This window comes from Belliella calami, from assembly GCF_022549695.1.
Lineage (GTDB): Bacteria > Bacteroidota > Bacteroidia > Cytophagales > Cyclobacteriaceae > Belliella > Belliella calami.
Map to the genome: position 1 here is coordinate 14972 of NZ_JAKZGS010000004.1, position 26538 is coordinate 41509.

The 26538-nt window shown below is 38.3% G+C and carries 26 protein-coding genes; 12 read left to right on the forward strand and 14 right to left on the reverse strand.

Annotation, left to right across the window (positions count from 1 at the left end):
• Nucleotides 1-2: 2 nt before the first annotated feature.
• The 4 genes from MM236_RS06705 to MM236_RS06720 form a co-directional block, all read right to left on the reverse strand.
• Nucleotides 3-1613 (reverse strand): Na+/H+ antiporter, encoded by a 1611-nt coding sequence (locus MM236_RS06705; protein WP_241274185.1) that lies wholly within the window; start codon nucleotides 1611-1613, stop codon nucleotides 3-5.
• A gap of 57 nt (nucleotides 1614-1670) precedes the next feature.
• Nucleotides 1671-1991 (reverse strand): hypothetical protein, encoded by a 321-nt coding sequence (locus tag MM236_RS06710; protein ID WP_241274186.1) that lies wholly within the window; start codon nucleotides 1989-1991, stop codon nucleotides 1671-1673.
• Between the two features lie 144 nt (nucleotides 1992-2135).
• Nucleotides 2136-2582, reverse strand: coding sequence for a nuclear transport factor 2-like protein (locus MM236_RS06715; protein ID WP_241274187.1), 447 nt, complete (start codon nucleotides 2580-2582; stop codon nucleotides 2136-2138).
• A gap of 269 nt (nucleotides 2583-2851) precedes the next feature.
• Entirely contained in the window at nucleotides 2852-3199 is a 348-nt protein-coding gene (locus MM236_RS06720; protein WP_241274188.1) for a DoxX family protein, read from the reverse strand.
• A gap of 577 nt (nucleotides 3200-3776) precedes the next feature.
• On the opposite strand from MM236_RS06720, the gene MM236_RS06725 reads away from it, so the two are divergent.
• The 6 genes from MM236_RS06725 to crtD all read left to right on the forward strand — a co-directional run bounded on the left by MM236_RS06725 (nucleotide 3777) and on the right by crtD (nucleotide 10509).
• Nucleotides 3777-5252: a M20/M25/M40 family metallo-hydrolase gene (locus MM236_RS06725; RefSeq protein ID WP_241274189.1), complete on the forward strand. Its 1476-nt coding sequence runs from the start codon at nucleotides 3777-3779 to the stop codon at nucleotides 5250-5252.
• A gap of 296 nt (nucleotides 5253-5548) precedes the next feature.
• Nucleotides 5549-6970: a sensor histidine kinase gene (locus MM236_RS06730; RefSeq protein ID WP_241274190.1), complete on the forward strand. Its 1422-nt coding sequence runs from the start codon at nucleotides 5549-5551 to the stop codon at nucleotides 6968-6970.
• Nucleotides 6970-7350 carry a response regulator gene (locus MM236_RS06735; RefSeq protein ID WP_241274514.1) on the forward strand — a complete coding sequence of 127 codons (381 nt, stop codon included), beginning with the start codon at nucleotides 6970-6972 and terminating at the stop codon, nucleotides 7348-7350. The genes MM236_RS06730 and MM236_RS06735 overlap by 1 nt, the downstream gene beginning before the upstream one ends.
• A 13-nt stretch (nucleotides 7351-7363) precedes the next feature.
• Complete coding sequence (locus tag MM236_RS06740) at nucleotides 7364-8404, forward strand: adenylate/guanylate cyclase domain-containing protein (RefSeq protein WP_241274191.1); 1041 nt, start codon at nucleotides 7364-7366, stop codon at nucleotides 8402-8404.
• Nucleotides 8405-8427: 23 nt separating this feature from the next.
• Nucleotides 8428-9015, forward strand: a complete 588-nt coding sequence (locus MM236_RS06745) for an HD domain-containing protein (RefSeq protein ID WP_241274192.1) — start codon at nucleotides 8428-8430, stop codon at nucleotides 9013-9015.
• A gap of 27 nt (nucleotides 9016-9042) precedes the next feature.
• Nucleotides 9043-10509, forward strand: a complete 1467-nt coding sequence (gene crtD, locus MM236_RS06750; protein WP_241274193.1) for a 1-hydroxycarotenoid 3,4-desaturase CrtD — start codon at nucleotides 9043-9045, stop codon at nucleotides 10507-10509.
• 41 nt (nucleotides 10510-10550) lie between these two features.
• Here crtD and MM236_RS06755 read toward each other — a convergent pair whose 3' ends face one another.
• Both MM236_RS06755 and MM236_RS06760 read right to left on the reverse strand, forming a co-directional pair.
• The gene (locus MM236_RS06755) at nucleotides 10551-11912 is read right to left on the reverse strand and encodes a fasciclin domain-containing protein (RefSeq protein WP_241274194.1); all 1362 of its coding nucleotides are present in this window, start codon (nucleotides 11910-11912) and stop codon (nucleotides 10551-10553) included.
• 316 nt (nucleotides 11913-12228) lie between these two features.
• Nucleotides 12229-13197 (reverse strand): fasciclin domain-containing protein, encoded by a 969-nt coding sequence (locus MM236_RS06760; protein ID WP_241274195.1) that lies wholly within the window; start codon nucleotides 13195-13197, stop codon nucleotides 12229-12231.
• A 308-nt stretch (nucleotides 13198-13505) separates the two neighbouring features.
• Between MM236_RS06760 and gldB the strand changes: the two genes are divergently transcribed.
• On the forward strand, nucleotides 13506-14516 hold the full coding sequence (gene gldB / locus MM236_RS06765; RefSeq protein WP_241274196.1) for a gliding motility lipoprotein GldB: 1011 nt from the start codon (nucleotides 13506-13508) through the stop codon (nucleotides 14514-14516).
• On the opposite strand, the gene MM236_RS06770 is transcribed toward gldB, so the two are convergent.
• The 3 genes from MM236_RS06770 to nth are packed head-to-tail and all read right to left on the reverse strand — an operon-like array spanning nucleotide 14485 to nucleotide 18173.
• Complete coding sequence (locus MM236_RS06770; RefSeq protein ID WP_241274197.1) at nucleotides 14485-15723, reverse strand: glycosyltransferase family 4 protein; 1239 nt, start codon at nucleotides 15721-15723, stop codon at nucleotides 14485-14487. The genes gldB and MM236_RS06770 overlap by 32 nt on opposite strands.
• Nucleotides 15702-17492: an asparagine synthase (glutamine-hydrolyzing) gene (gene asnB, locus MM236_RS06775; protein WP_241274198.1), complete on the reverse strand. Its 1791-nt coding sequence runs from the start codon at nucleotides 17490-17492 to the stop codon at nucleotides 15702-15704. Before asnB ends, MM236_RS06770 begins: the two co-directional genes overlap by 22 nt.
• A 3-nt stretch (nucleotides 17493-17495) precedes the next feature.
• Nucleotides 17496-18173, reverse strand: a complete 678-nt coding sequence (gene nth, locus MM236_RS06780) for an endonuclease III (protein WP_241274199.1) — start codon at nucleotides 18171-18173, stop codon at nucleotides 17496-17498.
• 550 nt (nucleotides 18174-18723) lie between these two features.
• Here nth and MM236_RS06785 point away from each other — a divergent pair.
• Together MM236_RS06785 and MM236_RS06790 are read left to right on the forward strand one after the other, a co-directional pair.
• Nucleotides 18724-19260 (forward strand): alpha/beta hydrolase, encoded by a 537-nt coding sequence (locus MM236_RS06785; RefSeq protein ID WP_241274200.1) that lies wholly within the window; start codon nucleotides 18724-18726, stop codon nucleotides 19258-19260.
• 43 nt (nucleotides 19261-19303) lie between these two features.
• Nucleotides 19304-19591 carry an alpha/beta hydrolase family protein gene (locus MM236_RS06790; RefSeq protein ID WP_369415192.1) on the forward strand — a complete coding sequence of 96 codons (288 nt, stop codon included), beginning with the start codon at nucleotides 19304-19306 and terminating at the stop codon, nucleotides 19589-19591.
• Nucleotides 19592-19644: 53 nt separating this feature from the next.
• Here the strand turns inward: MM236_RS06790 and MM236_RS06795 are convergent, their stop codons facing one another.
• Nucleotides 19645-19878, reverse strand: a complete 234-nt coding sequence (locus MM236_RS06795) for a hypothetical protein (RefSeq protein WP_241274201.1) — start codon at nucleotides 19876-19878, stop codon at nucleotides 19645-19647.
• Nucleotides 19853-20455 carry an RNA polymerase sigma factor gene (locus tag MM236_RS06800; RefSeq protein ID WP_241274202.1) on the reverse strand — a complete coding sequence of 201 codons (603 nt, stop codon included), beginning with the start codon at nucleotides 20453-20455 and terminating at the stop codon, nucleotides 19853-19855. The genes MM236_RS06795 and MM236_RS06800 overlap by 26 nt, the downstream gene beginning before the upstream one ends.
• 482 nt (nucleotides 20456-20937) lie before the next feature.
• Here MM236_RS06800 and MM236_RS06805 point away from each other — a divergent pair, with 482 nt between their 5' ends.
• On the forward strand, nucleotides 20938-21294 hold the full coding sequence (locus tag MM236_RS06805) for a DUF3127 domain-containing protein (protein WP_241274203.1): 357 nt from the start codon (nucleotides 20938-20940) through the stop codon (nucleotides 21292-21294).
• 89 nt (nucleotides 21295-21383) lie between these two features.
• On the forward strand, nucleotides 21384-21839 hold the full coding sequence (locus MM236_RS06810) for a hypothetical protein (protein WP_241274204.1): 456 nt from the start codon (nucleotides 21384-21386) through the stop codon (nucleotides 21837-21839).
• Here the strand turns inward: MM236_RS06810 and MM236_RS06815 are convergent, their stop codons facing one another.
• The 3 genes from MM236_RS06815 to MM236_RS06825 all read right to left on the reverse strand — a co-directional run bounded on the left by MM236_RS06815 (nucleotide 21840) and on the right by MM236_RS06825 (nucleotide 24012).
• Nucleotides 21840-21989, reverse strand: a complete 150-nt coding sequence (locus tag MM236_RS06815; protein ID WP_241274205.1) for a hypothetical protein — start codon at nucleotides 21987-21989, stop codon at nucleotides 21840-21842. It lies immediately after the preceding gene.
• A gap of 362 nt (nucleotides 21990-22351) precedes the next feature.
• The gene (gene purE / locus MM236_RS06820; RefSeq protein WP_241274206.1) at nucleotides 22352-22867 is read right to left on the reverse strand and encodes a 5-(carboxyamino)imidazole ribonucleotide mutase; all 516 of its coding nucleotides are present in this window, start codon (nucleotides 22865-22867) and stop codon (nucleotides 22352-22354) included.
• Between the two features lie 5 nt (nucleotides 22868-22872).
• The gene (locus MM236_RS06825) at nucleotides 22873-24012 is read right to left on the reverse strand and encodes a 5-(carboxyamino)imidazole ribonucleotide synthase (protein WP_241274207.1); all 1140 of its coding nucleotides are present in this window, start codon (nucleotides 24010-24012) and stop codon (nucleotides 22873-22875) included.
• 274 nt (nucleotides 24013-24286) lie between these two features.
• Between MM236_RS06825 and katG the strand changes: the two genes are divergently transcribed.
• Nucleotides 24287-26533, forward strand: coding sequence for a catalase/peroxidase HPI (katG, locus tag MM236_RS06830; RefSeq protein WP_241274208.1), 2247 nt, complete (start codon nucleotides 24287-24289; stop codon nucleotides 26531-26533).
• Nucleotides 26534-26538 lie beyond the last annotated feature (5 nt).

Consider the following 26538-nt stretch of genomic DNA (forward strand, 5'->3'; position numbering starts at 1 on the left):
TATTAATGGCTATTTGAAATTTGTGCTTCATGAAGATCTATCATTTCTCCTTGTTTTCGAAGGATTTCATCTGAAAATAACTTTTCATTTCTTAACCTTGCCAATTCATTTCGCTGCATCCTATAAATCTTATGAAGTTCTTGACGAAAAAGATGGACGTCATTTTTCTCACTTTCATCACAATCTAGGGATGCGATTTTTTCTTCAAGAATGGGAATTTCATTTTCAAGACTAGCTTTATAATTAGCCAAGAGCATGTTTTTTTCAATCAAATCTACAAGATCCTTATCAGATAGGTAGTTCAGCGTGGTTTTATTCAGTTGCAATTGGATTCCAACCAGCTGCTCTTCTTCAGATGCAATATCGTCAATCTCCTCCATATTTAGCCATTTGACTACAAAAGGCAAAAGGAGTCCTTGACCAACCAAAGTAATCAAAATAACCACAAATGTAATCAGCAACAAAATGCTTCTCTGAGGAAACTCTTCACCAGATGTAAGTAAAAGTGGTATGGAAAACACAGCTGCCAGCGACACAACTCCACGCATTGCAGCAAAACTGATGATGAATGGTCCTTTCCAGCCTGGACTCTTTTCGTTCTCCCGAATGGATTTGAAAAGGAGTCGTGGTAGATGGGCACTCACATATGTCCATACAAAGCGGATGGCTATAATCAGCAATGAAATCGCTATACCATAATAAATTACTTGGATCTTTGGAGTATTTCCCAAGTCTTCGACAATGACTGGCAATTCCAAACCTATCAAAATAAATACTGTGCCATTGATCAGAAAGATGAGCGTATGCCATACAGCTGTAGCTTGCATTCTTGACTGGAAAGAAAGTGCTTTATGCGATTGGTAAGACAAATACAGTCCTCCACTCACTACAGCCATCACCCCCGAGAAGTGGAAATGTTCGGCTCCAACATACATCAGATAGGGAGTAAGCAAGGTCAAAGCGGTGTCAATACTTGGGGTAGTTGGCAAGTATTTGTGAATGGCATAGACAACAAATGCTATTACCAAGCCTACAACTATACCCATTCCTGCCAATAGGAAAAAATCTCCAACAGCTTCCTGTAGTGAAAAATGTCCCGTAAGAATCGCTGCCAAAGCAAATTTCACCACAATCAAACTGGATGCGTCATTTACCAAACTTTCTCCTTCAAGAATGGTCAATAAGCGCTTAGGAATTTTGATACTTTTCAATACCGAGGTAGCAGCTACTGCATCTGGGGGAGAGATGATTCCTCCCAAAAGAAATCCTAAGGCAAGCGTAAATCCCGGGATCAAGGCCACTGAAAAATAGGCAACAACCAAAGAAGTGAAAAACACCAATCCAAAAGCCAAAAGACTGATCGGTCGTTTCCATTTCCAGAAGTCATGCCATGAAGTGTACCAGGCTGCTTCGTAAAGAATTGGAGGCAAGAAAATCAGAAAAACCAACTCTGGATCTATCCTTATATGTGGCATGCCCGGAACAAAGCTCAGCAACAAACCTGCTATCACCAAGAATATTGGGTAGCTGATTTTTAGTTTTTGTCCCAACATCACCAGCAGCAGTACTGCTAGCAAAAGTCCTACGATCAATAGTAAATATTCGTGTACCATGTTTTGATTTGATAAAGGATAGTTGACAATTGTTCATTGCCAACTATCTATAATGGATCAGTTTTGCCCTATTTCCAACTTTGTGATTTTTCCTTCCTCGTTGAGGGTAAATCTAAAGAACACCTTGAAAGTACCCCATTGACCAGCATAGAAATCTCCCAAGAGGTCTTTTCCTCCATTTTCTATTTTGTCCAATGTCAAGAATTTCTCTTTGTGGCTGAATGCATTGTCAAAAAATGATTTCAAACTCAATGCTCTACCGTCATCGGAAAATTTTGCATCACTTGTAAAATGAGAATACCAAGCTTTGATGTCATTAGCCTGCAATGCTTCAATGGCACTTTTTACTGTTTCGTTTGTGATTTTTGATAAGTCCATGTTTTCTTAATTTATTTTAAATAATTTGATAATTCTAAATTGGTCTTTCAGCAGCATGGCATGCGGCTTCAAGCATACATCATAAAGTTCTTTTTTTCGAAAAAGCTACTTAAGGAAACTTTGCTTAATTTTCTTTGAAATGGATTAATAACGCATCCTCCAGCTGGTTATTAGTCCGTTTTCGACAGTAAATAAAAAATCAGCTTTGTTGGTATAGCCACGACTGGAATATTGTCCTTTCACCACAACTTGATTTCCATCCTGAATAGTATATTCAGGGCTTTTGACTTTACCTTGACGACTTATGATGTCACTTTCTAACCACTTTGCCGTTTCTTCGGCTGTTTTCATCTTTCCATCAGCTCCATAGGCTTGTGTAGCTGTAGTTGCAAACTGAGCTCGAATGAGCTTGGCATCTTCCGCTTCCATCGCTTCAATTAACTTTTTTACAGGTTTTACTAAGTTTTCATCTTGCATAGTTATTTGGTTTGATTTTGATACTTTATTTTCATTTTGTTTTTGAATGCTTGGTTGCATACAGGCCAAAAATGAGAAACTAGCCATTAAAAATACTTGTAGTCGTAATTTCATATTGAGATTTATTATTTATATCCGCCTTCACAACAGTATCCAAATTTAAAATAAGTAAATACCTTGAATTCTGCTGCTGTCGACAATCATCCGTCGACGATTTATCCGTATGATTCCATGCGAAAATTCACTTTCTGCATTCATTGCGGATAACCATAAACATTTATTCAAAAATTAACAATCAATGTCGGTCGTTTGAGACTTGCAAGGTTTTCCATTGCTGTAACTATATGTTTATTTGGGAAATTAGACCCGCCATAAAAATAATTTCAACTCTTCAACGGATGTTGAAGATAAATGATGATTAGATTGATCATAAGAAATGGGATTTCAATCGCCACACCTTTCAGGTCTTTGTCTAATAAATGGAAACAGATTATCATCAATATACCTGCTGCCATGATGAAATTACCCCAAAGAAAGGTTTTTGGAAATATAATCAAAAGGGCTGCAATCATGGTAATGGCTCCGTTGATCATAAGGCCTGTTTTGGAAAAATTCCATTTTCCGAACATTTCAAGCATTTCTGGCTTTGCCGAGAACATTGCATACCCTTGTTTCAGTCCCATAAAAACTGCAACGAGGATTAGAATAGAATTGAGGATTTTAAGTATCATAATTTTTCAGATTTTAAATTTAGCTCATCTTTGCAAATATAATAATCTGAATGATTATTCATTCAGGTGCCCATCTAAATTATAGGAATTTCATTTCTGCCCTGCTTGTTTCCAAAAATTTTTAATTTTTTTGCCTCCATTTAAGATTCTATGAAAAATATATGAGTATCCGCAATGTTGCACGTTTGCTCAGAAGAGGTATTATGTGTTGCGGATTCTCGTCACCGGACAACTGTCAACAGAACCTCAAATCATTTATCAAACATTCTATTGATTGGCTACAAACAATCAAGCGGATTCACATATAAAAATATATGATTATACGCTACTTTGCCAGTAGCTTTAATTCCATGGCCGATTGCTTGCTTATGTTCAATATCTATGAGTATCTAATATCAATTAATATTGGATCTAAGCTAAATCAGGCTTTTTTTTAGTTAGTGGCAAAGTTCCGTATATCCGTATAAAAATATGATCTAATTAACCTTAACATCTTCTTGAAAATCAATTCTTTTTCTTACCAAGAAACAAATTCCTTAGCTTTGTCCCAAATTATATTCCTAAAACTTCCCAATTTATGACCAAGACAGTAGTTCTTATATCAGCATTGATGTCATGCGTGGCTTTTTTATCCTCCGCCCAACAAACTCCCACCCAAAGACTTCAGCAGCATGTTTATGTCTTGTCTGCGGATTCTTTGGAAGGTAGAGGATTGGGAACTGAGGGTAGGCTGAAAGCGATCAGATATATCGAAAATGAAATGCGCCAAATAGGACTCAAGCCTGTTTTTGGAGATGATTTTATTCAGGAGTTTCTCTATAGATCTGGGTTGATCAATGTAGACGGAAAGAATATTGTAGGAATGATACCGGGAATAGATCCTGTATTAAAGAATGAATATATAGTAGTCGGTGCACATTATGACCATCTTGGTTATACTGTGGATGGTGATGGTAACAAAATCGTCTTTAGTGGTGCAGATGATAATGCTTCAGGTGTGGCTGGAATCTTAGAATTAGCCAAGGAAATTTTGAGTGGTGAAGAAAAGCCAAAACGTTCATTGATCTTTGTGGCTTTTGATGCAGAGGAAAGTGGGCTGATCGGCTCAAGTAAATTTTTAGATTTAGACAAACCTTTTGATAATAATGCGATCAAAGCCATGTTTAGCCTAGACATGATAGGAATGCTGAGCACTGTCAAACATTTGGATTTGAAAGGTTTCGAAACATTAGCTGGATCCCAAACATACCTTGTAGCTGCTCAGATTAGAAACAATCTTTCTGTCAAAAATACCTCCCCTAATATAGAACGCAGAACAGACACTTGGCCTTTTGGTAAATTGGGGATTCCTGCCATTCACGTACATACAGGTCTCAAGTCTCCATATCACAAGCCTGAAGATAATGCAGAACTTCTGGACTATGATGGAATGGCTCAGATTAGCCTTTTCCTATCGGGTTTGCTTATGGAAATGGGCAATGCTGAAGTTCTCGCTCCTATATCAAAATTTGATTCCAAAAAGGTACTCTATGGAGAAGCCGTAAAATTCGGAGCACATTTCGGGATGGGAAGTTCGCACCACAGACACGAAAAAGATTTCTATAGGGCATTTGGACTTTTTAGTATTGAGGCAGGCTTTTATGGAAAGATTCGTCTTAGTAGGAAGTTTGAGTTGGCCGTCTCCACTCTTTATGATATACACGGAAGTATGGTCGAAGACGGAAAGTTGAGAAGACACTCATTGACTATTCCTGCCTTGGTTCGATATAATCTTGCCATCGATGATGATGGGGCGTTCCGATTTTTTACCGGAGTAGGTCCATACTACAGACATCACTTGAAGCAGCGAATGGGAGAAGATGCCAGGGCAGTTTTGGCACCAATTGATTTTGCCCCAAATGAATTGGGTGTAAGTTTGCAATTTGGCTTTCAAGTAAATAAAATATCATTACTTGCCGAATGGAGAGAAGCAGTCACCGATGTTTACGACTTCCCAGCTGATTCTGGAATAAAAAGCAGAAATTTTCGGGTAGGTGTTACTTATGACTTTTAGGACTACAAGATTAGGGATTGAAGATTAGAAGATGGAAAAATTAGAAGATTGGGGGATTGTATACTTTTTCTAAACTTTTGAACAGATATTGCGGATTAGTTACAAAGTTGGAAAGTTGGAGCAGACCTTTGAGTGCGCCACGGCATGCTCGAAGGTCTCTATCTTTATATAAGATGAGATTTTTTACAAATGATATTTTATTCAACTTCAGGTATCATTACGGATAATAATAAAAATTTAAAACAGTTTTAATATATTGCCTTACCATACGGTGATCCCAGTTTTAAATAGTTACTATGTATTTCATCAACTTCTTTTCCCTTTTGATTCTTTACTACCTTAGTTCCAACATCAAGAAATTTAATCCAACTTCACCCCTGAAAAAATGGATCAATTGGGGATTTTTGGCTGGTACGGCAATTTGGATTTCTGGTGGTACTTTAGAATATTCAGATGTAATTTTTGCACAGATACTATTCAAAATTTTGACAATTGCCCTAATAAGTGGCTTGGCATATCTTGTATATACTGTTCCAGAATTTGAAAGGACCAAAACACTTTTCAATGCAATTGCACCATTCATAATACTGGGAATCATTGAGCATTTTGTTGAATTGCTTGCGCCAAAATTTTACAATAGTTGGGAAGCAGTATTCGAAACGGCCTTAGCATTCGCTTTTCTTTGGGCAATTTTCATGTACTTTGTCACGCGGAAACAAAGGAAAAACCTTGAAATAGAACGGCTAAAGGCTATTGAACGAGAAAGAGAACTGGAAATCATTGAGAAAGTAAAAGCTTCTTTGGAAATAGAAGTTGCTGATAGGACAAATGAATTGATCAGGCAAAAAGAGGAATTGGAGAAGACACTTCAAGAGCTCAAATCAGCTCAAGCACAATTGATCCATGCGGAAAAAATGGCTTCATTGGGAGAATTGACTGCAGGGATTGCCCACGAAATCCAAAATCCATTGAATTTTGTGAACAACTTCTCAGAAGTAAGCCATGAATTGATCGACGAAATCCAGGAAGCACGAAACAAAAGATTGGAAAATGCCAACAAAACCGAGGAGGATGAATTGGAAGAAGAGATCTTGGCTGACATCAAAACCAACCTTGAGAAAATCACCCATCACGGAAAAAGGGCTGATTCTATCGTCAAAGGAATGCTTGGGCACAGCAGAAGCAATTCGGGTGAGAGAACCCCATCCGACCTCAATGCACTTGCTGATGAATATTTGCGCCTTTCTTTCCATGGAATCCGAGCTAAGGACAAAACCTTCAACGCTGACTTCAAAACGGACTTTGATCCTAGCCTTCCACTTGTTACGATTGCTTCGCAGGACGTGGGCAGGGTGTTCTTAAATATTGTCAACAATGCTTTCTACGCCTGTGCAGATTATTCGAAAAAACTCAAAAACCAAGTAAATTTGGAAGATGAGTCTTTGAAAAACTATATTCCTTGTGTGAAAGTGACGACTAGAAACATTTCAGGTACTGGAGTGATCAGCATTAGTGACAACGGGCCTGGAATCCCAGAGAATATCAGGGAAAAAATTTTCCAACCGTTTTTTACGACCAAGCCAACAGGTATGGGCACAGGTTTGGGATTGAGTCTGAGCTATGACATCATCAAAGCCCACGGAGGAAAAATCGATTTGATTTCGGAAGAAGGAAAAGGCACTGAGTTTATAATTACATTACCACTTGACAGAAAATGATAAAAATACTGATTGTCGATGACGAAAAAGATGTTGAACTTCTTTTTCGACAAAAATTCAGAAAAGAAGTAAGGGCTGGAGAAATTGAACTCGTATTTGCTTTTTCGGGAGATGAGGCGCTAATGGCCCTTGAGAGTGACAACCCACCGAAAGTAGTATATGTTTTTTCGGACATTAATATGCCTGGCATGACAGGTTTGGAATTGTTGGAAAATGTAAAGTCCAAATTTCCTGACATCAATGTCAGCATGATCTCAGCCTATGGCGACACCGAAAACTATGACAAGGCAATCAAATCAGGTGCAAAGGAATTTTTTACCAAGCCGATAGATTTCGAAGAAATAAAATCCGAAATCAGAAATTTTATAAACTCACAATAAAGTGCTACAAACAATGGCAAAAATCTTAGTAGTCGATGATGAAGCGGATTTAGAGATTTTGATCAAGCAAAAGTTCAGACAAAAAATCCGACTAAATGAATATGAGTTTGTTTTTGCAGTCAACGGCAGACATGCTTTGGAGCAGTTGCAAGTTCACAAAGATATCGATATTGTCCTGAGTGATATCAACATGCCAGAAATGGATGGCCTCACTTTGCTTTCCAAACTTGGTGAACAAAATGCAATACTGAAATCTGTCATAGTATCAGCTTATGGCGATATGGACAATATCCGGGTTGCGATGAATCGTGGCGCTTTTGATTTTGTGACCAAACCCATCAATTTTAAAGATCTTGAAATTACCATCGATAGGACTTTGAAGCACGTGCTGATGCTTCGCGATACGCTGAAAGCCGTAAAAGAGAATAACATCCTCAAAATGTACGTGGATGAAACAGTTCTGAATTTTATGGGAGGAAAAGAAATCGAGCAGGCCATGTTTCTCAATGAAATCGTGGAAGGAACAGTTGTCTTTATCGATATCTGTAGCTTTACTTCCATCAGCGAAAATGAAAGTGCAGATAAGGTAGTGGAATTGCTCAACCGCTATTTTGATATCATGGTGCAGGAGATTATCAAGGAAAAAGGTGTGGTAGATAAATTCATTGGCGATGCGATAATGGCTGTATTCACTGGAGAGTTTCACATTGACAGGGCTTTGGATGCATGTCTTTCCATCAGAAAAATCATAGACCAACAGGAAGAAAATATTGGTACGACCAATTTCAAACCCAAAGTTTCGATTGGATTGAATTCAGGAGAAATGGTTTCTGGAAATATAGGTTCTTCAACATTGAAGCGGTTTGATTTTACAGTGATTGGGGACACCGTGAATGTAGCGGCAAGATTACAAGCTGCGGCTGTACAAAATCAGATCTTGATTTCAGCAAAAAGCTTTGAACTGGTCAAAGAGTCATTCCGTTGTGAAGTCGTAGGAAACCTCAATCTCAAAAACAAAAAAGAACCATTCATGACCTATCAAGTATTGGAGTAGATTCACCAAGATATTTTAACTCAATGATACACCTAGAAAAACTTTTTCAATTTACCTTAGATCGCCTTGAAAGTGAAACACCATCGTATTTAAAATATCACAATGCGGAACATACGAGACAGGTGATTCGTAGTGCAGAGATTATTGCTGCTGCTGAAAATGTAAGTAACTCAGATTTGGATCTTTTGCGGGTAGCGAGCTTATTTCATGATATAGGATATTTGCAAAACAGGTTCGAGCATGAAGAGCTGAGTTGCCAAGAAGCTAGAAAGCAACTTCCCAGCTACGGCTTTGATGGAGAACAAATCACCAAAATCTGTGGAATGATAATGGCCACGAGAATTCCGCAAAACCCTACAAACCATCTTGAAAAAATAATCGCAGATGCTGATCTCGAATATATTGGGACAGACTTATATGAAAAAGGAAGCCGTCTGCTTTTCGATGAGTTGAAACATTTTTCCCCAAACCTTAACATAAAAGAATGGCATAAAATGAAGATTGCATTTTTGGAAAACCACCATTTCCATACGGATTTTTGCATCCAAAGCAGAGAATCAATGAAAGCTGAAAACCTGAAGCGATTAAAATCTGTTAAGTTTGAAGACTGAACCCAATTCGTCCACGAGTAAATATCCATGAATCAAAAAGCAATCATCATTGGCTCCGGAATAGCAGGATTGGCAGCTGCCATCAGGCTTTCCGTCAAAGGCTATAAAGTCCAAGTATTCGAATCAAATTCATATCCTGGAGGGAAGCTCTCTGAGATGCAAATCGGAGGCTATCGATTTGACGCAGGACCATCTCTTTTCACATTGCCGGAGCAAGTTGAGGAGTTGTTTCTATTGGCTGGAAGGAAGCCTGCTGATCATTTTCAATACAGCAAACTCGATGTGGCTTGCCATTATTTTTGGGAGGATGGAAAATCGATCAAAGCTTACGGTGACCTCCATCAGTTTGCGGAGGAAGTAGAAACCAAACTTGGAGAACCTGCTGAAAACGTAAAGAAAGCATTGAAAAATTCTGCCTATATCTACGAGCACTTGGCACCTCTATTCATGCATCGGTCACTGCACCAATGGAATACTTGGATAAACCCTACAGCGCTAAAATCCTATCTCAAAATGGGAAAACTTGGAATCTTTACCACAATGAATGATGCAAATGAAAGGCTATTCAATCAACCCAAAATGGTACAGCTTTTCAATCGATACGCAACCTACAATGGCTCTAACCCTTACCAAACTCCTGCAACACTGAATATCATCCCCCATTTGGAATTCAATATTGGTGCATTTTTTCCTAAAAAAGGAATGCACGATATCACCCAAAGTTTGTACAAGCTCGCAGTGGATCTAGGTGTTGTTTTTCATTTCAATTCAAAGGTTGAAGAAATTCTAGTCGAAAAAAACATTGCTAAAGGAGTACTTGTAAACAATACCAAAATCCACGCTGACCTTATCATCAACAATATGGACATGGTCAATGCTTATAAAAGTATTCTCAAAAATCAAAAACAGCCAACAAAACTTCTTGATCAACCAAAATCAAGCTCTGCCCTGATTTTATATTGGGGGATCAAAAGATTTTTCCCAGAACTTGGCTTGCATAACATTCTATTTAGTGAAGATTACAAGACTGAATTTGACCATATTTTCAATAAGGGAAGCATTTACCATGATCCTACAGTCTATGTCAATATAACTTCAGTTTGCAAGGAAGATGATGCGCCAAATGGCTGTATGAATTGGTTCACAATGATCAATGTCTCAAACAACCAAGGCCAGAACTGGGACAAACTGATCGAAGAAGCCAGGTCAAGCATTATTGCTAAAATCAACAGAGTCCTCAATACGGATATTGAACCGCTGATAGAAGTGGAAGAAATCCTCGAGCCAAGAACAATAGAGTCCAAAACTTCCAGTGCCAATGGGGCATTGTATGGAAATAGCTCAAACAATAGATATGCGGCTTTTTTACGACATGCAAACTACTCCTCTGAGATCAAAAACCTCTATTTCTGCGGAGGTAGCGTCCATCCAGGTGGAGGCATCCCACTTTGCCTATTGTCGGCAAAGATTATGTCAGAGATGATTGAAGGGTAAATGCAAAGGATGGCTTTTACCGGAATTTCTCAAAACAATAACTAATCCTCTGGAATCAGCACTTTGTCAATTCCATGAACAACCCCATTTTGTCCATGTATATTTAGTAGGTTTGAAATCAAACCAGATTCATTGATTTGGAGTTGGGCGAGGTTGACACTTAGTGTTTGTCCACTGATCAACGTTGGAAGCGTGGCTCCTTCCCTCAGATCTTGGGAAAACAACCTATTGGGAACCAAATGATATTGAAGAATTCTTCTTAAAGTCTCTACTTCAATGGCATCGATACCTGCCACTCCCAAGTCTGCGAACAACTCTTCAAATGCAGCATCTGTAGGAGCAAAAAGTGAAATATTGTCTTCAAAATCTCTATCCAAATCAGTAATTTGGCCAGTTTTCTCCAATGCTTCTACCAAAATGATAAACTGTGGATTTTCAGCTGTATTCAAAGTAGTCATTTTTTCTGAAATAGACTGCTTCGGTGATTCGATAACTTGGTCTATCACGTGAACCAAACCATTGTCTGCGGCAATATTGGAAGCTGTTATTCTTGCCTTACCATTTAACCAAAAAGCACCATTAGGAGCGACACTGAGGAATATTGGTTCTTCTGTAAGTGATGGAATCCTTCCCGCTTCTATCGATGCAGCAGGAAGAATACCCCTAATCAAGTGATAAGAAATGATGTTTTCCAATTCTGGAGAAGCCAAAAGTGTTTCTTGGTCTATTTCATTTTCAGTCAAGTATCGAGTGAAGGCCGCATTTGTAGGTACAAACAGTGTGAATGGCCCTTCATTTGTCAATAAACCTTCAATTTCAGCCGCTTCAACTGCTGCTAGAAACGTTGAAAACCCATTGTTCTCCACCACATTCAGAATCGAATTTGCTGGCGGGAACAATACCTTGTCGATTTCATGGATCATTCCGTTTCTTGCCTCAATATTTCTTGTAAGCACTTGAACGGAATCATTCAGTATCACATTGCTACCGTTTTTGCTAAAAGTAATGTTTATGCTTTCCAAGAAAGTTTGAACTTCACCAGTTGGGATTTGATTATAAAGGATTCTTCCTGGTATGATATGGTAAGCCAAAAGTGCTCCAAGTTCATTTGGTGGGATATTTTCAATTGAACTGACCCCTAAACTTTGCAAAGTTTCTCTAAAAGCCTCATCATTTGGTGCAAATACAGTATATGGTCCTTGCTGGGCTAGCGAGTCCTGAAGGCCGGCGAGATTGACCGCTTCTACAAAAAGTGAAAAATTCTGAAGCTCTTCCATTGTTCCAAGAATCAATTGCTCATTTTGTGGAGGTAGATTATTGTTGTCATTACATGAAACGTAAAGCAAAGTTACGATACAAGTAATTAGTAAACCTCTGAACAGCCTCAATCTGTTATTTTCCATGCTTCTTCAAATACAAAAATGTGCTTATCTCTTTTTATATACGCCAAAGTTATCAAGTAAATTGTTTTCCAATGCAATCTGTTAACAATTTATACTTAAGAGCGGGAAACAATAAACAAAATGAATTTCATATCTCTGTAGTTAAACAAATTTTTCTGAAATTATAAATATATAGTTACTCTTATGTATTGGGTAATTTCTTCTGAAACTGTTGATTGGGTTTTGAAAAACTAATCTATAAAAAAGGGATAGAATACTTTAAATAAAAAAAGGGAAGCGGTTAAGCCTCCCTTTTATACAATACAAATGAATTCTATTATTCCGTTGGCGGCAACAATACTTGGTCAATCACATGAATAACACCGTTAGTTGCATGAATATTCACAAGACCTTCATCATCTAAACTTGCATCATTGATTTGCATGTTAGCCAAATCTACTGTTAATGTAGCATCATCCAACATGGTTTCAATCACTGCATCTTGTCTTAAATCCTGAGAAAATCTTCTTGCTTCCACAACATGATACTTCAAAACATCAGTCAAAAGACCTAATTCAATTTCATCCACTCCATTTACACCCAATGCATCATATAGAGCTTCAAAGGCTGCATCTGTTGGAGCAAATACTGTGTAATCATCGTCAAACCCACCCATAAAGGTTTCAACAAGGTCAGCTCTTACCAAAGCAGCTACCAATTGTGTAAACTGAGGGGAATCAGAAGTAGATAAAGCAGTTGCGATTTCAGCAATGTTTTGCGTTGGAGCAGTAATTACATTGTCCAAAACATGAATTACACCATTAGAAGCACTTACGTCCGTGGCTTCAATTTTAGCATTACCATTAATCCAAAAAGAATCATCAGGCGCTTGGCTAACGAAAAAAGGAGCATCACCTAGCGTATTTACTCTTCCTGGTTCTACGTCAGCAGAAGCTACATTTCCACTTATAACGTGATATGTCAAAATATCACCAAGCTCTGGATTAGCAAGCAATTCGTCTGCTGACAAACCATTAGCAGAAAGAAAACGACCGAAAGCCTCATCATTAGGAGCAAAAACCGTGAAAGGTCCATCACCTGACAACGTAGGTACCAATTCAGCAGTTTCAATGGCTGCTGTCAATGTTGAAAACTCTGGATTTGCAGCAGCAACCTCCACAACATTATTCGTTTCGATGATTGGATCTGTATCGTCATCATCGTTACAAGCTACAAGTCCAAAACCTAAGGCTAAAGCCGCCAAAGGAAATCTAACATTCCAGTTAAATAAACTTTTCTTTTTCATAATTTTTGTTGGTTTAGTTTTATTAAAAGTACGCTTCATTAACCCACGTAAAGCTCCTAATGTTACATAAATGTAAATTTAATTTTAAAAATGTGTACAAAATATTGATTTTTGTAAACAAACTGTCATAAAAAGTAGATGTTTCAAGGTAGAAACTTTCTAATGGAGCATAAAATATAAATCCGAAAAATACAATTTATATTGAAATTATTATATTTATTCTAAACTTTAACAAAATTGAAAATTTTATAAGTTCCAAACCGTTAACAAATCAATATCTATTAGATTTGAATTTTAATACATTATATATGGTCAAAAAATATCAAAATCTGTCAATTCTATTTGCTTCGCTACTTATCCTATTTGCTTCTTGCAAAAAATCTGAAGATGCTTGTGAATTGGATGCAAAGATTTTGGATAGTTTGGAAGATTTATCCATTACCAGGCTGGAGGATAACTTCTATACTGCAAGCACAAAAGAGGAGTTTCTGTTTCTTTTCGAAGAGTATGCTGATTTCACAAATGATTATCTTCAAATAGCACTTTACGACTCTAAAGAAGGTTTGGCTGATGAGCTCTTGGCTATCAATCAAGACACGCTGATGCAGGAGCTTTACAGCGAAGTGAAAAAAAACTATACTGATGTCAACCAATTGGAAATAGATTTGAATAACGCATTTGCTTACATCAAGTATTATTTTCCGGATTTTAAAATCCCCAAGGTTTATACCTTTTTGTCGGGTTTCAGCAATGATCTTTATATCTCTGATGATATGATTGTGATTGGTTTGGATTACTTTCTACCTAAGGAACATAGATTCCAACCTGAAGAACTTCCGAGGTATATTGCTGACCGATACGAGCGCGACTACATAGTTCCGATGATAGTGACGGCCATTTCGTCCAAGTACAACAAGGTAGATCCAAATCAAAATTCCCTTTTGGCAGAAATGATCTTTTATGGTAAAGCATACCATTTCACCAAGGCGATTTTACCATGCACACCTGACGACTATATCATAGGGTACACTTCGGAAGAAGTTGCTTCTTGTTTTGCCAATGAGAAATTTATTTGGTCACACTTTATAGAAAATGATCTGCTTTATATTACCAACCCGTTTGAAATCAGGCAATATACTGGAGAAGCTCCTGCTACAGATGTAGTCAGCCCAGATGCTCCGGGAAGAATCGGAAGGTGGCTTGGGTGGAATATCGTGGATGATTACAGGATCAATCAGGATGTTCCTTTAGATGTTTTGATGGAAAATCAAGATGCTGAACTGATCTTTAGGCAGTCAGGATATAAACCTCGTCAGTAAACTCCTGACCAAATTTTTTTTCATCAATTTGAGACAAAAGCCGCTTTACAGCAATTTCTTTGGAAAAATGTTCTTCAGCAATTTTCCTTGCATTTTGTTGATATTTTATCAAGAGCTGCTTGTCATTGGAAAGTCTATCTATCATCTCAATTGTCGATTCTGGGTTTTTAGGGTCATGGTAGATTCCAAGATCGTACTTTTTGGTGAGTTCATAGACCCATCCTTTGTGGTTGACAAGTATGGCTTTTCCCGCTGCAAGCGCATCAAAAAACTTATTTGGGCTGTTTGTTTTCAACACAGGTAGGTGGTCAAACGAAATAAATGCCATATCTGAAAGAGATAGCAAATCAGCTACTTTTTGTTTATTTCCAAAATCCAAAAATTTCACATTTTCCAACTTCAGCTTCGCTTTCAGTTCAAGTAGTTCTGGTAATTTAGAGCCTTTTCCAAGAATTATGAATTGATAACCTTTATTTTGTAAATGTGAAAGATTTGCAATTTCTAATAATTCCTCGACAGCATTTACCAGACCCAAAGCACCTGTGTAAATGATTGTAAATTGATCTTTTAGCTTATACTTATCCAAGAGTTTGGGATTTTTCTTTTGGGGAAAGAAAAATGAAGTGTCAGAAATGTTCGGTATGATTGTCACTTTGGTTTCCGTCCGCATTCTGACTGTATTGGCAATTCCGGGAGAAAGTGCAATGCATTTCAAAGCATGCCTATAAATGCGTTTTTCCAAAATAAAAAGAAACCGCTTGATCAATGGATTGGTGATTGCACCTACCTGAATAGGTGCATCAGGCCATAGGTCTCGGATTTCAAAAAAGTAAGGAACTGCATATCTCCTTTTTGCCCAAAGCCCAATTAGCCCTGTGGTCAGAGGAGTGGAAGTAATGTACAAGTAATCTGGTCTAGGAAGTTTGGAAACCCATTTTTTGGCTAATTTGACAAATTTTAAAAATGAAACAACCCTCTTGAAGAATCCCCATTCTTGTCTGTAATGAACAGGCAAATAATGGACTCGAATCCCATCGATGATTTTCAGGTCGTAATAATCCTTGTTGTGGCTCGTAATCATATCCACGATAATCCCAGCCTCTACCATTCCCTTTGCCAAATGATAGGATCTTATGGCGCCTCCCTCTTCGGGAGTCAAAAAATACTGGTGAATGTAAATGATTCTCATTCCTGATTCTTGAGCCATGATGCTAAGATAAAAAGATTCCACACCAATAGAAATTGGTCTTTAAAGACTTTCTCTGGGGCTTCGGCAATTTGCTGCATTTCCCGTGGGAAATCAGCAGCCCATTTAGCATTCATTTCCTTGATTGTACCAAACACCCACTTTCTGAAACTCTCGTCCTCTTGCAACCATTCTTTGATAGGAATGCCGAAACCGATCTTTTTCCTTTTGGCAATTTTCGCAAAACCCCGCTTTTCCAAAGCTTCTTTGATCATTTTTTTACTCGAATAGAAAAGTGTCTGATCTTCGGAAAAACCCTTTGTCCATTGGATCATCTCAAAATCCAAATATGGAGATCGCCCTTCTATGCCCTGTGTCATGCATACATTGTCATGGATTTTGAGCACATCATTGACCAAGAAATATTTCCTGTCAAAATTGAGCGCATTCTGAAAAATCCCTGCATCTTTTGGATACCAAAGCTGAAATTTGGAATATTCATCATCAGGAATATTCAGCAAAGATGCAAAGTTTAGAAAAGTCCTTTCAGGATCAGAATCGATTCCATTTAGGAATTTCTTGTATGGTCTGGGAAATGGTAGATTTTCTGACAGTTTTTTGATTTGGAGGTAGAATTTTGGGTTTTTGAGATATTTGGCAAAAGCCGAATGTCTCGTGTAGCCACCAAACAATTCATCCGCACCTGCACCAGAAATGAGTACTTGAACATTTTCCTTTGCCTCTTTTGCAATCAGCCAAGTCAGAATCCCAGCACTATCCCCTATCGGCTGATCCATCCCCGCAATATACTCTTGCCAATGTTTCTGAATCTTCTCAGGATTGACTAGTACTTCAGTATGGAAGCCTTCAAACTGACTTGTAAGCTTTTTTGCAAAAACAGGATCCTTATATTTTGCCTGATACTTTTGCTCAAATGCTGCTGTAAAGGTAGCCACAGGTTGGCTTGTTTCTTCCGTCCATAACCTGTAAAGCAAACTGCTGTCTGCCCCACCACTCAGAATTATTCCCACTGGCCTCTCTGCATGGAAATTTTTGAGAACTGCATCTTTCAGCTTGCTTTCAAATACTTCTTGCGAAGGGACATCCTGAATAAACTTAGGCTGAGTCCATTCAAAATTGCGTACTGTTTTACCATTAAAATCCAAGGTCAAGCCTGTTCCCGGCAAATGCTGTTGGATATCATGGTAAAAACTCCTATCTGGAAATGAATGTCTAGAATAAAAATATGGTAAGAATTGACTTTTATCGATCTTAATTTCCTTTCCAAAACCTGCCAAAACACCCCTTGATTCAGAAGAAAAACACCAAGTTTCTTCATTTTGGTAAAAATAAAGGGGCTTCTCTCCAGAAGGATCTCTTGCGATAGTGATCTGCTGTAGGGAAATATTGACAAAGACAAAGGCAAACATGCCTTTCAATTCTGAAATTTTATCTGAACCATAGTGCTTGAGCCATAGCAAAAGCACTTCTGAATCTGAATTGGTCTTGAAATTATAGCCAAGATCTAAAAGATTATTTCTTAAATCCTGGTAATTGTAAAGTGCGCCATTCCACACCAAAACACAAGATTTATCTTCTGACCAAAAGGGTTGATTGGATGATGCACTCAGATCTAGGATTTTCAATCTGTTGCCTGCGATCCAAACTCCTTCAGTAATTTGACAAAAATCAGAAAAATCAGGCCCACGATGCTGTGTCGCCTGCATCATTTTTTGTATGGTAGATTTTCCGTCTTCTTTAGGATTAATGATCAGATTGATACCACACATACCTTAAGATTCTAATTCTCCTGATGCTTTGGCTTGTAGTTTATTGGTCTTTTCAAAGTACCTGCAAAAATGGGTAATCGTACATGCTTCACATTTTGGCTTTCTTGCTAAGCAAACATAGCGTCCATGCAAGATCAACCAATGATGTGCTTTGTGTACATATTTGGAAGGGATGTTTTTGATCAATTGTTTTTCGACTTCCAAGGGTGTTTTTGCATTTTGAGGCACCAATCCCAATCTTTTTGAAACTCTAAAAACATGGGTGTCAACGGCCATATTTGGTTGATTCCAAACCACAGAGGTGATTACATTCGCGGTTTTCCGTCCGACACCTGGAAGCCTGATAAGTTCCTCTACAGTAGAAGGAACTTTGCTATTATAGTCTTCCACAAGCATTTTTCCCAATCCAATAAGGTGCTTAGTCTTGTTGTTGGGATAGGAAATACTTCTGATATAGGGAAAAAGCTCATCAAAATGTGTAGAAGCCAAATGCTCAGGAGTTGGGAAATGCTGAAACAAGGTTTGGGTGACAATATTTACCCTTTTGTCAGTACACTGTGCACTCAAAACTACCGCTACAAGCAACTGAAATGGGTTTTCATAGCTTAACTCGGTCTCCGCGACTGGCATGTTTTCTTCAAAATGATCAATGAAGGTTTTATATCTTTCTTTTTTCAGCATTCTTTTTCTTTTTGATTTCTAAAAATAGCAAGCTTCTAATTGATTTACCATTCAGAATTTGTTTAATTACAACAAGAAAATTAAGTGATCGTTCTAAATATGCTTCTATTTATTATGTTTATCCGCTTTCACACCAATAAACACTGAAAATAATATGAGTATCCGCAATGTTGCACGTTGGCTCAGAAGGGGTTTTATGTGTTGCGGATTCTTTCTACCGCACAACAGTCAACAGAACCTCAAATCATTTATCAAACATTCTATTTATTGGCTACGTGCAATAAAGCGGATACACATATAAAATAATTATTCACCACCATTGCCTTTTGCCGATTTCTGCAAAATTCCAAGTGTCAATTCAAAATCTTGAGTTCTAGCGTAAACTCGTATTTAACAACTCTGTAAGTATTCTTTCTTAACATAAACAAAATGCTTTAATTTCAATCAACTGATAAACTGATAACTATTAAACAAATAACCAATTATCTGTATGAACCCAAGTTTCAAACCCTCCGATTTGTGGCCATGCAGATAACTATAAGTTAAGTCCATGCAAAATAAATTCACCCTCCATTTAATTCTGGTTTCAATATTATTGACCTTCGCATGCTCCGAATCAGAGGAGCCAAGTTTGAATTTGGATCCAAGTGTGGCTGTAGAAATCAAAGATGACCCTTATGGCAATCATCCAAGGCAAGTAATGGATGTATATCTCCCTGCGAATCGATCAAAAGAGAAGACAAAGCTGTTTGTTTGGGTTCATGGAGGTGCTTGGACTGATGGAGACAAGTCTGAGTTTACCCAAATAAAACCATTGCTTGAGACATTATTTGAGGATTATGCATTTGTATCAGTGAATTATAGGTTATACAACATCACGACAACTAGCAATAAATTTCCCAACCAGGAAGAAGATATCAAAAGTATGCTTAGCTATGTAAAATCCCGTTTGAGTGAATGGGATTTGAGTGAGGATGTGGTTTTGGCAGGAGGCAGTGCAGGAGGGCATTTGGCATTATTGCATAGTTATAAAAATAATGGAGATGGATTGGTCAAAGCTACTGTAGCATTTTTTTCCACCTACTGATTTCAAAGCATTTCATGGCTTCAACTTTCTGACAACTGCACTGATCGAAGCGCTTATCGGTGGAAGCCCAAATAGCAATCCGTCTGGCTACACTAATTCAAGCCCTGTAAATTTCATCAAGTCAACTTCTGTTCCGACTGTATTTTTTCATGGTACTGCGGACAATGTCGTACCGATTGCACAGAGTTATATTTTAGAGGAAAAGCTTGAGGAAAACGATGTCCCATTTTTGAGGGAATATATCCAAGGTGCAGGCCATAGTTTTTCACAATCAGTCACAGTAGACTTGGTTGGAAAAACAGCGGCTTTTCTAAAAGTACATGTGCCTTAAATAAAAAAAGCCTGAAGAGGTCATCATCAGGCTTACCATTTTATTTAAAAGGATCAAACTCTCTCGAGTCCCGTAGATTTGGCTTTCTTTAGAATTGCTTTTACTACTTTTTCGGAAGGGTGAAGAATGATTTGATCTAACTTCTCGATCGTGCTCAGCATTTGCAAATATTCTTCCATCATAGACTCATCTTGATGTAAGGCCTGCACTAGAAGTTCATTCTCTTCCTCACTCATTTCTTGGTAGATATATCTTACCAAGTCATTTGGGGTAAATTGTTTTGTCATAGGCTATGTTCAATTGTTTCATTTTTTTTCGCATATTAATCAGTGCATAGCGCATTCTCCCCAGTGCAGTATTGATGCTTACACCAGTTTGTTCTGCTATTTCCTGAAAACTCAAATCCATATAATGCCTCATGATCAGCACCTGCTTTTGTGTTTCAGGCAATTCATCAATCAACTTGCGTACAAGTTCTATCGTATCTTCTTTGATTCGAAGGTCTTCGACAGTCTCTTCAGCAAATTTTAAGGTATTAAATAAATTTCCGCCATCCTCCATCACTATGGTTGGATAGCGTTTACTTTTTCTAAAATAATCAATTGCCAGATTGTGCGCTATTCGCATCAACCAAGGCTGAAATTTACCTTCTTCGTTGTATTTGTCCGAATTGAGCGTTTGCACAACTTTGACAAATACATCTTGCAATAAATCCTCTGCAACACCCTGATCCTTAACGATCAAATAGATGGTGGTATATACTCTTGATTTATATTTTTCCACCAACATTTCAAATGCAGCCTCACTTCCACCTCTATATTGTGTTATTAGTTCGCTGTCTTTAGGACTGATCCTTTTACTCATGTTTATTGACTTTTAAATAACGTAGAGGTTTATGCCATAGTATATATTAATGATTGAAACAATAATTACGTATCCAACCAAATGTATAGATTCGAAAACACTCATGCAATAGATGATTCAATTTTTTTTAGGATGAACTTCTCAGCAAAAGCGTACTAAATACCTCTAAATGGCTGTTCAAACTTGGATTTATGAAATAATATTTGGCTATAAGTATTCCTTGCTTTCTTACGGCCTCCACTATTTTGTAGGCTGTTGGTCTCAATAATTGTGCGAGTAATTTATTTTTTCTGTATAATCTCCAAATAAAGATTTATGGACGACTGGCTGTACGTTTGTATAAAAAGTGATTCAAATAAATCAAGGAATACAAAGAGTAAAAATTTAAGAATTTTTGGGATGTTAGATCATATGCTTAATGGTGATTGTTAGCTGATTTTATTACCTTCGTTTTTCAGAGAAAAACAATAAAACATATATATATGGAAATCAACGGGAAAATTGTTCAGGTAATGGCTGAGCAAAGTGGAAATGGTAGAAATGGTGTCTGGAAAAAGAAGGATTACATTTTGGAGACAGATGGAAATTATCCAAAAAAAGTTGCTTTGACTGTTTGGGGTGATAAAATCGACCAATTCAATTTGCAAGAAGGTGATCAGGTGACCGCAGGTATTGAGATAGAAAGCCGTGAATACAACGGCAGATGGTACACAGATGTGAAAGCTTGGAAAGTGGATAAGCAAGGTGGTGCTACGCCAAGTCCACAGCCACAAAATGCAGCAGCAATGCCAGATGTGACTTCGTTCTCCAGCGACGAAGGTGATGTGTTGCCATTTTAAAGAAACCAAGGGTCAGGAAGTCCGATTTAATGAACTTCCTGATCATTTTTCAATATCACCATTTTTACAAAACTTTAGATTCTTTAAATATGTGGGATGATTTTGACAATGATGATTTTGATGAAGACGACGAGGCTGAATTTCAAAGGGAACGGGATGAAAAGAAAAAACATCCCCTCGCTGTCAAAAGCAAGGATATTCTTGAATTGACTTTTGCACTTGTTGGATCTTTGGATGAAGCAAGAAGTGAACTGTACGGTTCATTGATGATTGAAAGTGCTTCGATTCTTGGAGCCAAATTCTCCGGTGCGCATGCTGTGGATAGCTATGTGATCAAAATGGAAAATGCTGTAATCATGAAAGTACATGCCCGGTCATTGGGTGGATTGACTTACCAATTGTCCATGGAAGAAACCCATGCAGAGGAGCATTTGCAGTTACTCAGAGATGCCTTGGATGAGTTTAAGGCTCTTTTTAAGGAATGGATAAAAACATTCGAAAGCGCAGAGAGATATGATGACGGATGGGGATTGTTTTGCGACTGATTACTGTACGCTTTCACCAAATTTGAAACCCATATAAAGTCCTCCAACTATCATCACTAGGGCAATTCCACCAAGTAGCAAAAGTACTCCCAGCGGCATTTCCCAATCTTCCTTGCCGATTTTGAACTTTATAATTCTATTTAGATCCATGATCTGATGTTTGTTTTGTGATTTTTTTCAAAATACGCTGATACTTTATTTAGTTAATTGGAGATCAGTTTATTAGTTATCAGTCAGTCAAAAACCATAAAAATTCCAATCATTCAAATCCTATTCAACTGATGACTCAATCAACCAGTTCCTAAACGCCTACTCTACAAATCACTCAATAACTGACTTTAGGATTAGAGTTTAGAAGCTTAGAAACTAATTCAACTGATAACCCAATCACCATTCACCAATTTCTATCTCTCGATTAATGGTTAGGGGATTAGAGGTTTAGAAGAAATGAGTCAGGAAGCACCACTCCACTGATAACCCAATCAACCAATCCCTAATTAACTAATAACAAATCAATCCCCCAGACTGTCTTTCCAGCCTTTCAATTCAATTTCTCTGGCTGAATCTTCTACTTTTTGTTTTAGCTCTTTTTTGAAGTTATCCATATTTTCGGCGATTTTTGGATCAAATGCTGCTATGATTGAAGCTGCAAGAATTCCTGCATTTTTGGCTCCATTGAGGGCAACTGTAGCGACAGGAATTCCGCCCGGCATTTGCAGGATAGAAAGCACACTGTCCCAACCATCTATCGAATTTGAGGAAAGAATAGGCACACCAATGACAGGAAGGGAAGTTAATGAAGCGACCATTCCTGGCAAATGTGCAGCACCACCAGCTCCAGCAATGATTACTTTGATTCCTCTTTGCCTTGCCGACTCTGCATAATCTACCATTCTGTGGGGAGTTCTATGCGCGGAGACCACAGTCAATTCATACGAAACTCCTAATTCTTCCAATGCTTTTGCTGCTTCCGACATGATTGGGAGGTCAGATTTGCTTCCCATGATGATCCCTACTTGCTTACTCATATTTTTTATGCTTTTATTTTTATCAATTCCTTGATTTGTAATGCTCTTGATTTCAATTGATCCAAATTTTCATCTAAGATTGTCACATGACCCATTTTTCTAAATGGTTTTGTGATTTTTTTGCCATATAAATGAACATACACACCTTTTGCTGCCATTGCCTCATCCAAGCCCTCTACGAGAGCTTCACCAGTATATCCCTCCTCACCCAATAAGTTTACCATTGCAGCAGGGATTCTCAAGTCTGGATTTCCCAAAGGCATGTCCATTACAGCTCGGAGATGTTGCTCAAATTGGGAAGTGAAATTTGCTTCTATCGTATGATGTCCACTGTTATGCGGTCTTGGTGCGATCTCATTGACCAATATTTCTCCATCTTTTGTGACAAAAAGCTCTACTGCCAATATTCCAATCAAGCCCAAAGACTCGATGACTTCGATAGCTATCTTTTTTGCCTTTTCTTCTATCTCTTGACTCACATTCGCTGGCGCAAAAAGAAATTCAACCAAATTAGCGGTTGGGTGAAAAGCGCACTCCACAGAAGGATAAGCTATCAAATCGCCCCTTTTGTTTCGAGCGACAATCACCGCAAGCTCCTTATCAAAATCGATCAATTTCTCCAGCAAGCTAGGTGCTTCAAAAGCTTTGCCCAAGTCTGATGCATCTCTCAAAATTTGAACTCCTCTGCCATCATATCCATCTTTTCCAAGTTTATTCACAGCAGGAAGAAAATCCGCATTTTCCAAGACTTCTTTCTTGTCTGCAGTAAGAATAAAATCAGCTGTAGGGATTTGCTTATCTTTATAGAACTGCTTCTGAGCTCTCTTATCTTGGATCAGTTTGATCAAATGTGGTTGTGGATAGACTTCCTTTCCCTCATCGACCAGTTTCTGCAAAGCATCGGTATTTACACTTTCGATTTCGATCGTAATCACATCGCAGTTTTTGCCAAAAGCATAAACTGTCTCAAAATCAGTCAATGAACCTTGTGTAAATTGATGCGCGATTGCTTTGCAAGGAGCGTTTCCATCTGGATCCAAAATGTGAATATCGATATTATAGTTGATAGCCGATTGGATTACCATTCTTCCCAATTGGCCTCCACCGAGAATTCCTAAAACCTTTTGTTGATAATTCTTTTGCACTGAGCTGCTTTTTGTTTGCCCAAAAATAAGGAAAAAAGAATTGAGAAAGTACTTTTGGTTGGATTGTTGGCTTTTTTACAAAAGGTTTACAAATCTTGCTCCATTTCATTTTTCCTAATTACTAATCATTGTGAAAGCTTTTCATTTTTGTTATCTTGAGCTGAACAAAACAATGGATATTACCCATAGATTTTATCAATCGAAAAAAATATATCATAACACTTTATTTGTCTAAATTAGTAAATCCAAAAGAATAACAAACCAAAAAAACAATATGGAACATATCAATGAAGGCAATACTGCCTACAATGTAAATGGAGGAGGTAAATGTCCAGTGATGCACGGCTCAAACACCCAATTGGGAAATAGAGGAACCACCAATAAAGACTGGTGGCCGAATCAACTGAACCTTGGAATTCTGCATCAGCATTCCCCAAAATCAAACCCACTTGGTGAGGATTTCAATTATGCCGAAGAATTTAAAAAGCTCGATTTACCTCAAGTAAAAAAAGACATTGAAGAAATATTGACAACATCTCAAGATTGGTGGCCGGCAGATTACGGTCATTATGGCCCATTCATGATACGGATGGCTTGGCATGCTGCAGGTACCTATAGAACAGGTGATGGCCGTGGAGGTGCTGGATCTGGTGATCAGCGATTTGCACCATTGAATAGCTGGCCGGATAATGGTAATTTGGACAAGGCAAGGAGACTTTTATGGCCGATCAAGCAGAAATATGGAAATAAAATTTCTTGGGCAGATTTGTTTATTCTAACAGGAAATGTCGCAATAGAGTCCATGGGGCTGAAAAGTTTTGGATTTGGTGGAGGTAGAGAGGATATATTCCAACCGGAAGAGGATATCTATTGGGGTGCTGAAGATGAATGGTTGGCAACTAGTGAAAAGAAAAACAGTCGATATTCAGGAGAAAGAAATCTTGAAAACCCTCTAGCAGCAGTCCAAATGGGGCTTATTTATGTAAACCCTGAAGGTCCAGACGGAAATCCTGATCCATTAGCTTCTGCTAGGGATATCAGGGAGACATTCAAAAGGATGGCCATGAATGACTACGAAACGGTAGCCTTGACTGCTGGTGGACACACTTTCGGTAAAACCCACGGTGCTGGAGATGCAGGTCTTGTAGGGCCTGAGCCTGAAGCTGCCGAAATCGAAGAAATGGGTTTTGGTTGGAAAAGTAGTTTCAAAAGTGGAAAAGGAAGGGATACAATCACCAGTGGATTGGAAGGTGCTTGGACACCAACACCAACTACCTGGGATATGAGCTATTTCGATGTGCTGTTTGGTTATGATTGGGAATTGACAAAGAGTCCTGCAGGTGCACATCAGTGGGCAGCAAAAAATCTTGCTGAAAAAGACCATGCTCCAGATGCAGAAGATGGCTCAATTAAGGTAGGAATAATGATGTCCACAGCTGATATGGCTATGAAAATGGATCCTGAATACAGGAAAATTTCAGAACATTTTCACAAAAATCCAGAAGAATTTGCTGATGCTTTCAAACGTGCGTGGTTCAAACTGACCCACCGTGATATGGGTCCAAAATCCCGCTATCTAGGTCCTGAAGTTCCAGCAGAAGACTTGATTTGGCAGGATCCAATACCTGCTGTAGATCATGAATTGGTGAACGGTGAAGATATTGCCAACTTGAAAGCTAAAATACTTTCCTCAGGACTTTCTGTTTCTGAATTAGTTTACACAGCGTGGTCATCAGCATCTACTTATCGACGTTCGGACAAAAAAGGTGGAGCAAATGGTGCTCGCATCAGATTGGCTCCTCAGAAAGATTGGGAAGTAAACCAACCTGAGCAACTTTCTAAAGTTTTGGGAATTCTAGAGGGTATCCAAAATGATTTCAATAGCATTCAATCTGGAAACAAAAAAGTTTCTTTAGCTGATTTGATAGTACTTGGAGGTTGTGCTGCTGTAGAAAAAGCGGCCAAAGATGGTGGATTTGATGTAGCGGTACCTTTTGCACCAGGAAGAATGGATGCCAGTGCAGAGCAGACTGATGAAGAGTCATTTGATTGGTTGAAGCCAGAAGCAGATGGATTCCGCAACTACCGCCGAGCGGCTTTCACAGTTTCTGATGAAGAAATGCTAGTGGACAAAGCGCAATTATTAGAGCTTAGCGCTCCTGAATTGACTGTATTGGTTGGTGGGATGCGTGTTTTGGGTGCGAATTTCAAAAATTCCAAACATGGAGTATTCACTGATCGTCCAGGTACTTTGAGTAATGATTTCTTTGTAAACTTGGTAGATATCGGTGTGGCTTGGGCTCCTTCAAGAAAAGAAGCCGATGTATTCGAAGCACATGACCGCAAGACGGGAGAAGTCAGAAGAACAGGCACAAGGGTTGATTTGATCTTTGGTTCTAATTCACAGCTTCGAGCGATTGCAGAAGTTTATGCTCAAGATGATGCAAAAGAGAAATTTGTGAGAGATTTTATCAAAACTTGGGACAAAGTGATGAATCTAGATAGATTTGATTTGGCTTAAGTTTT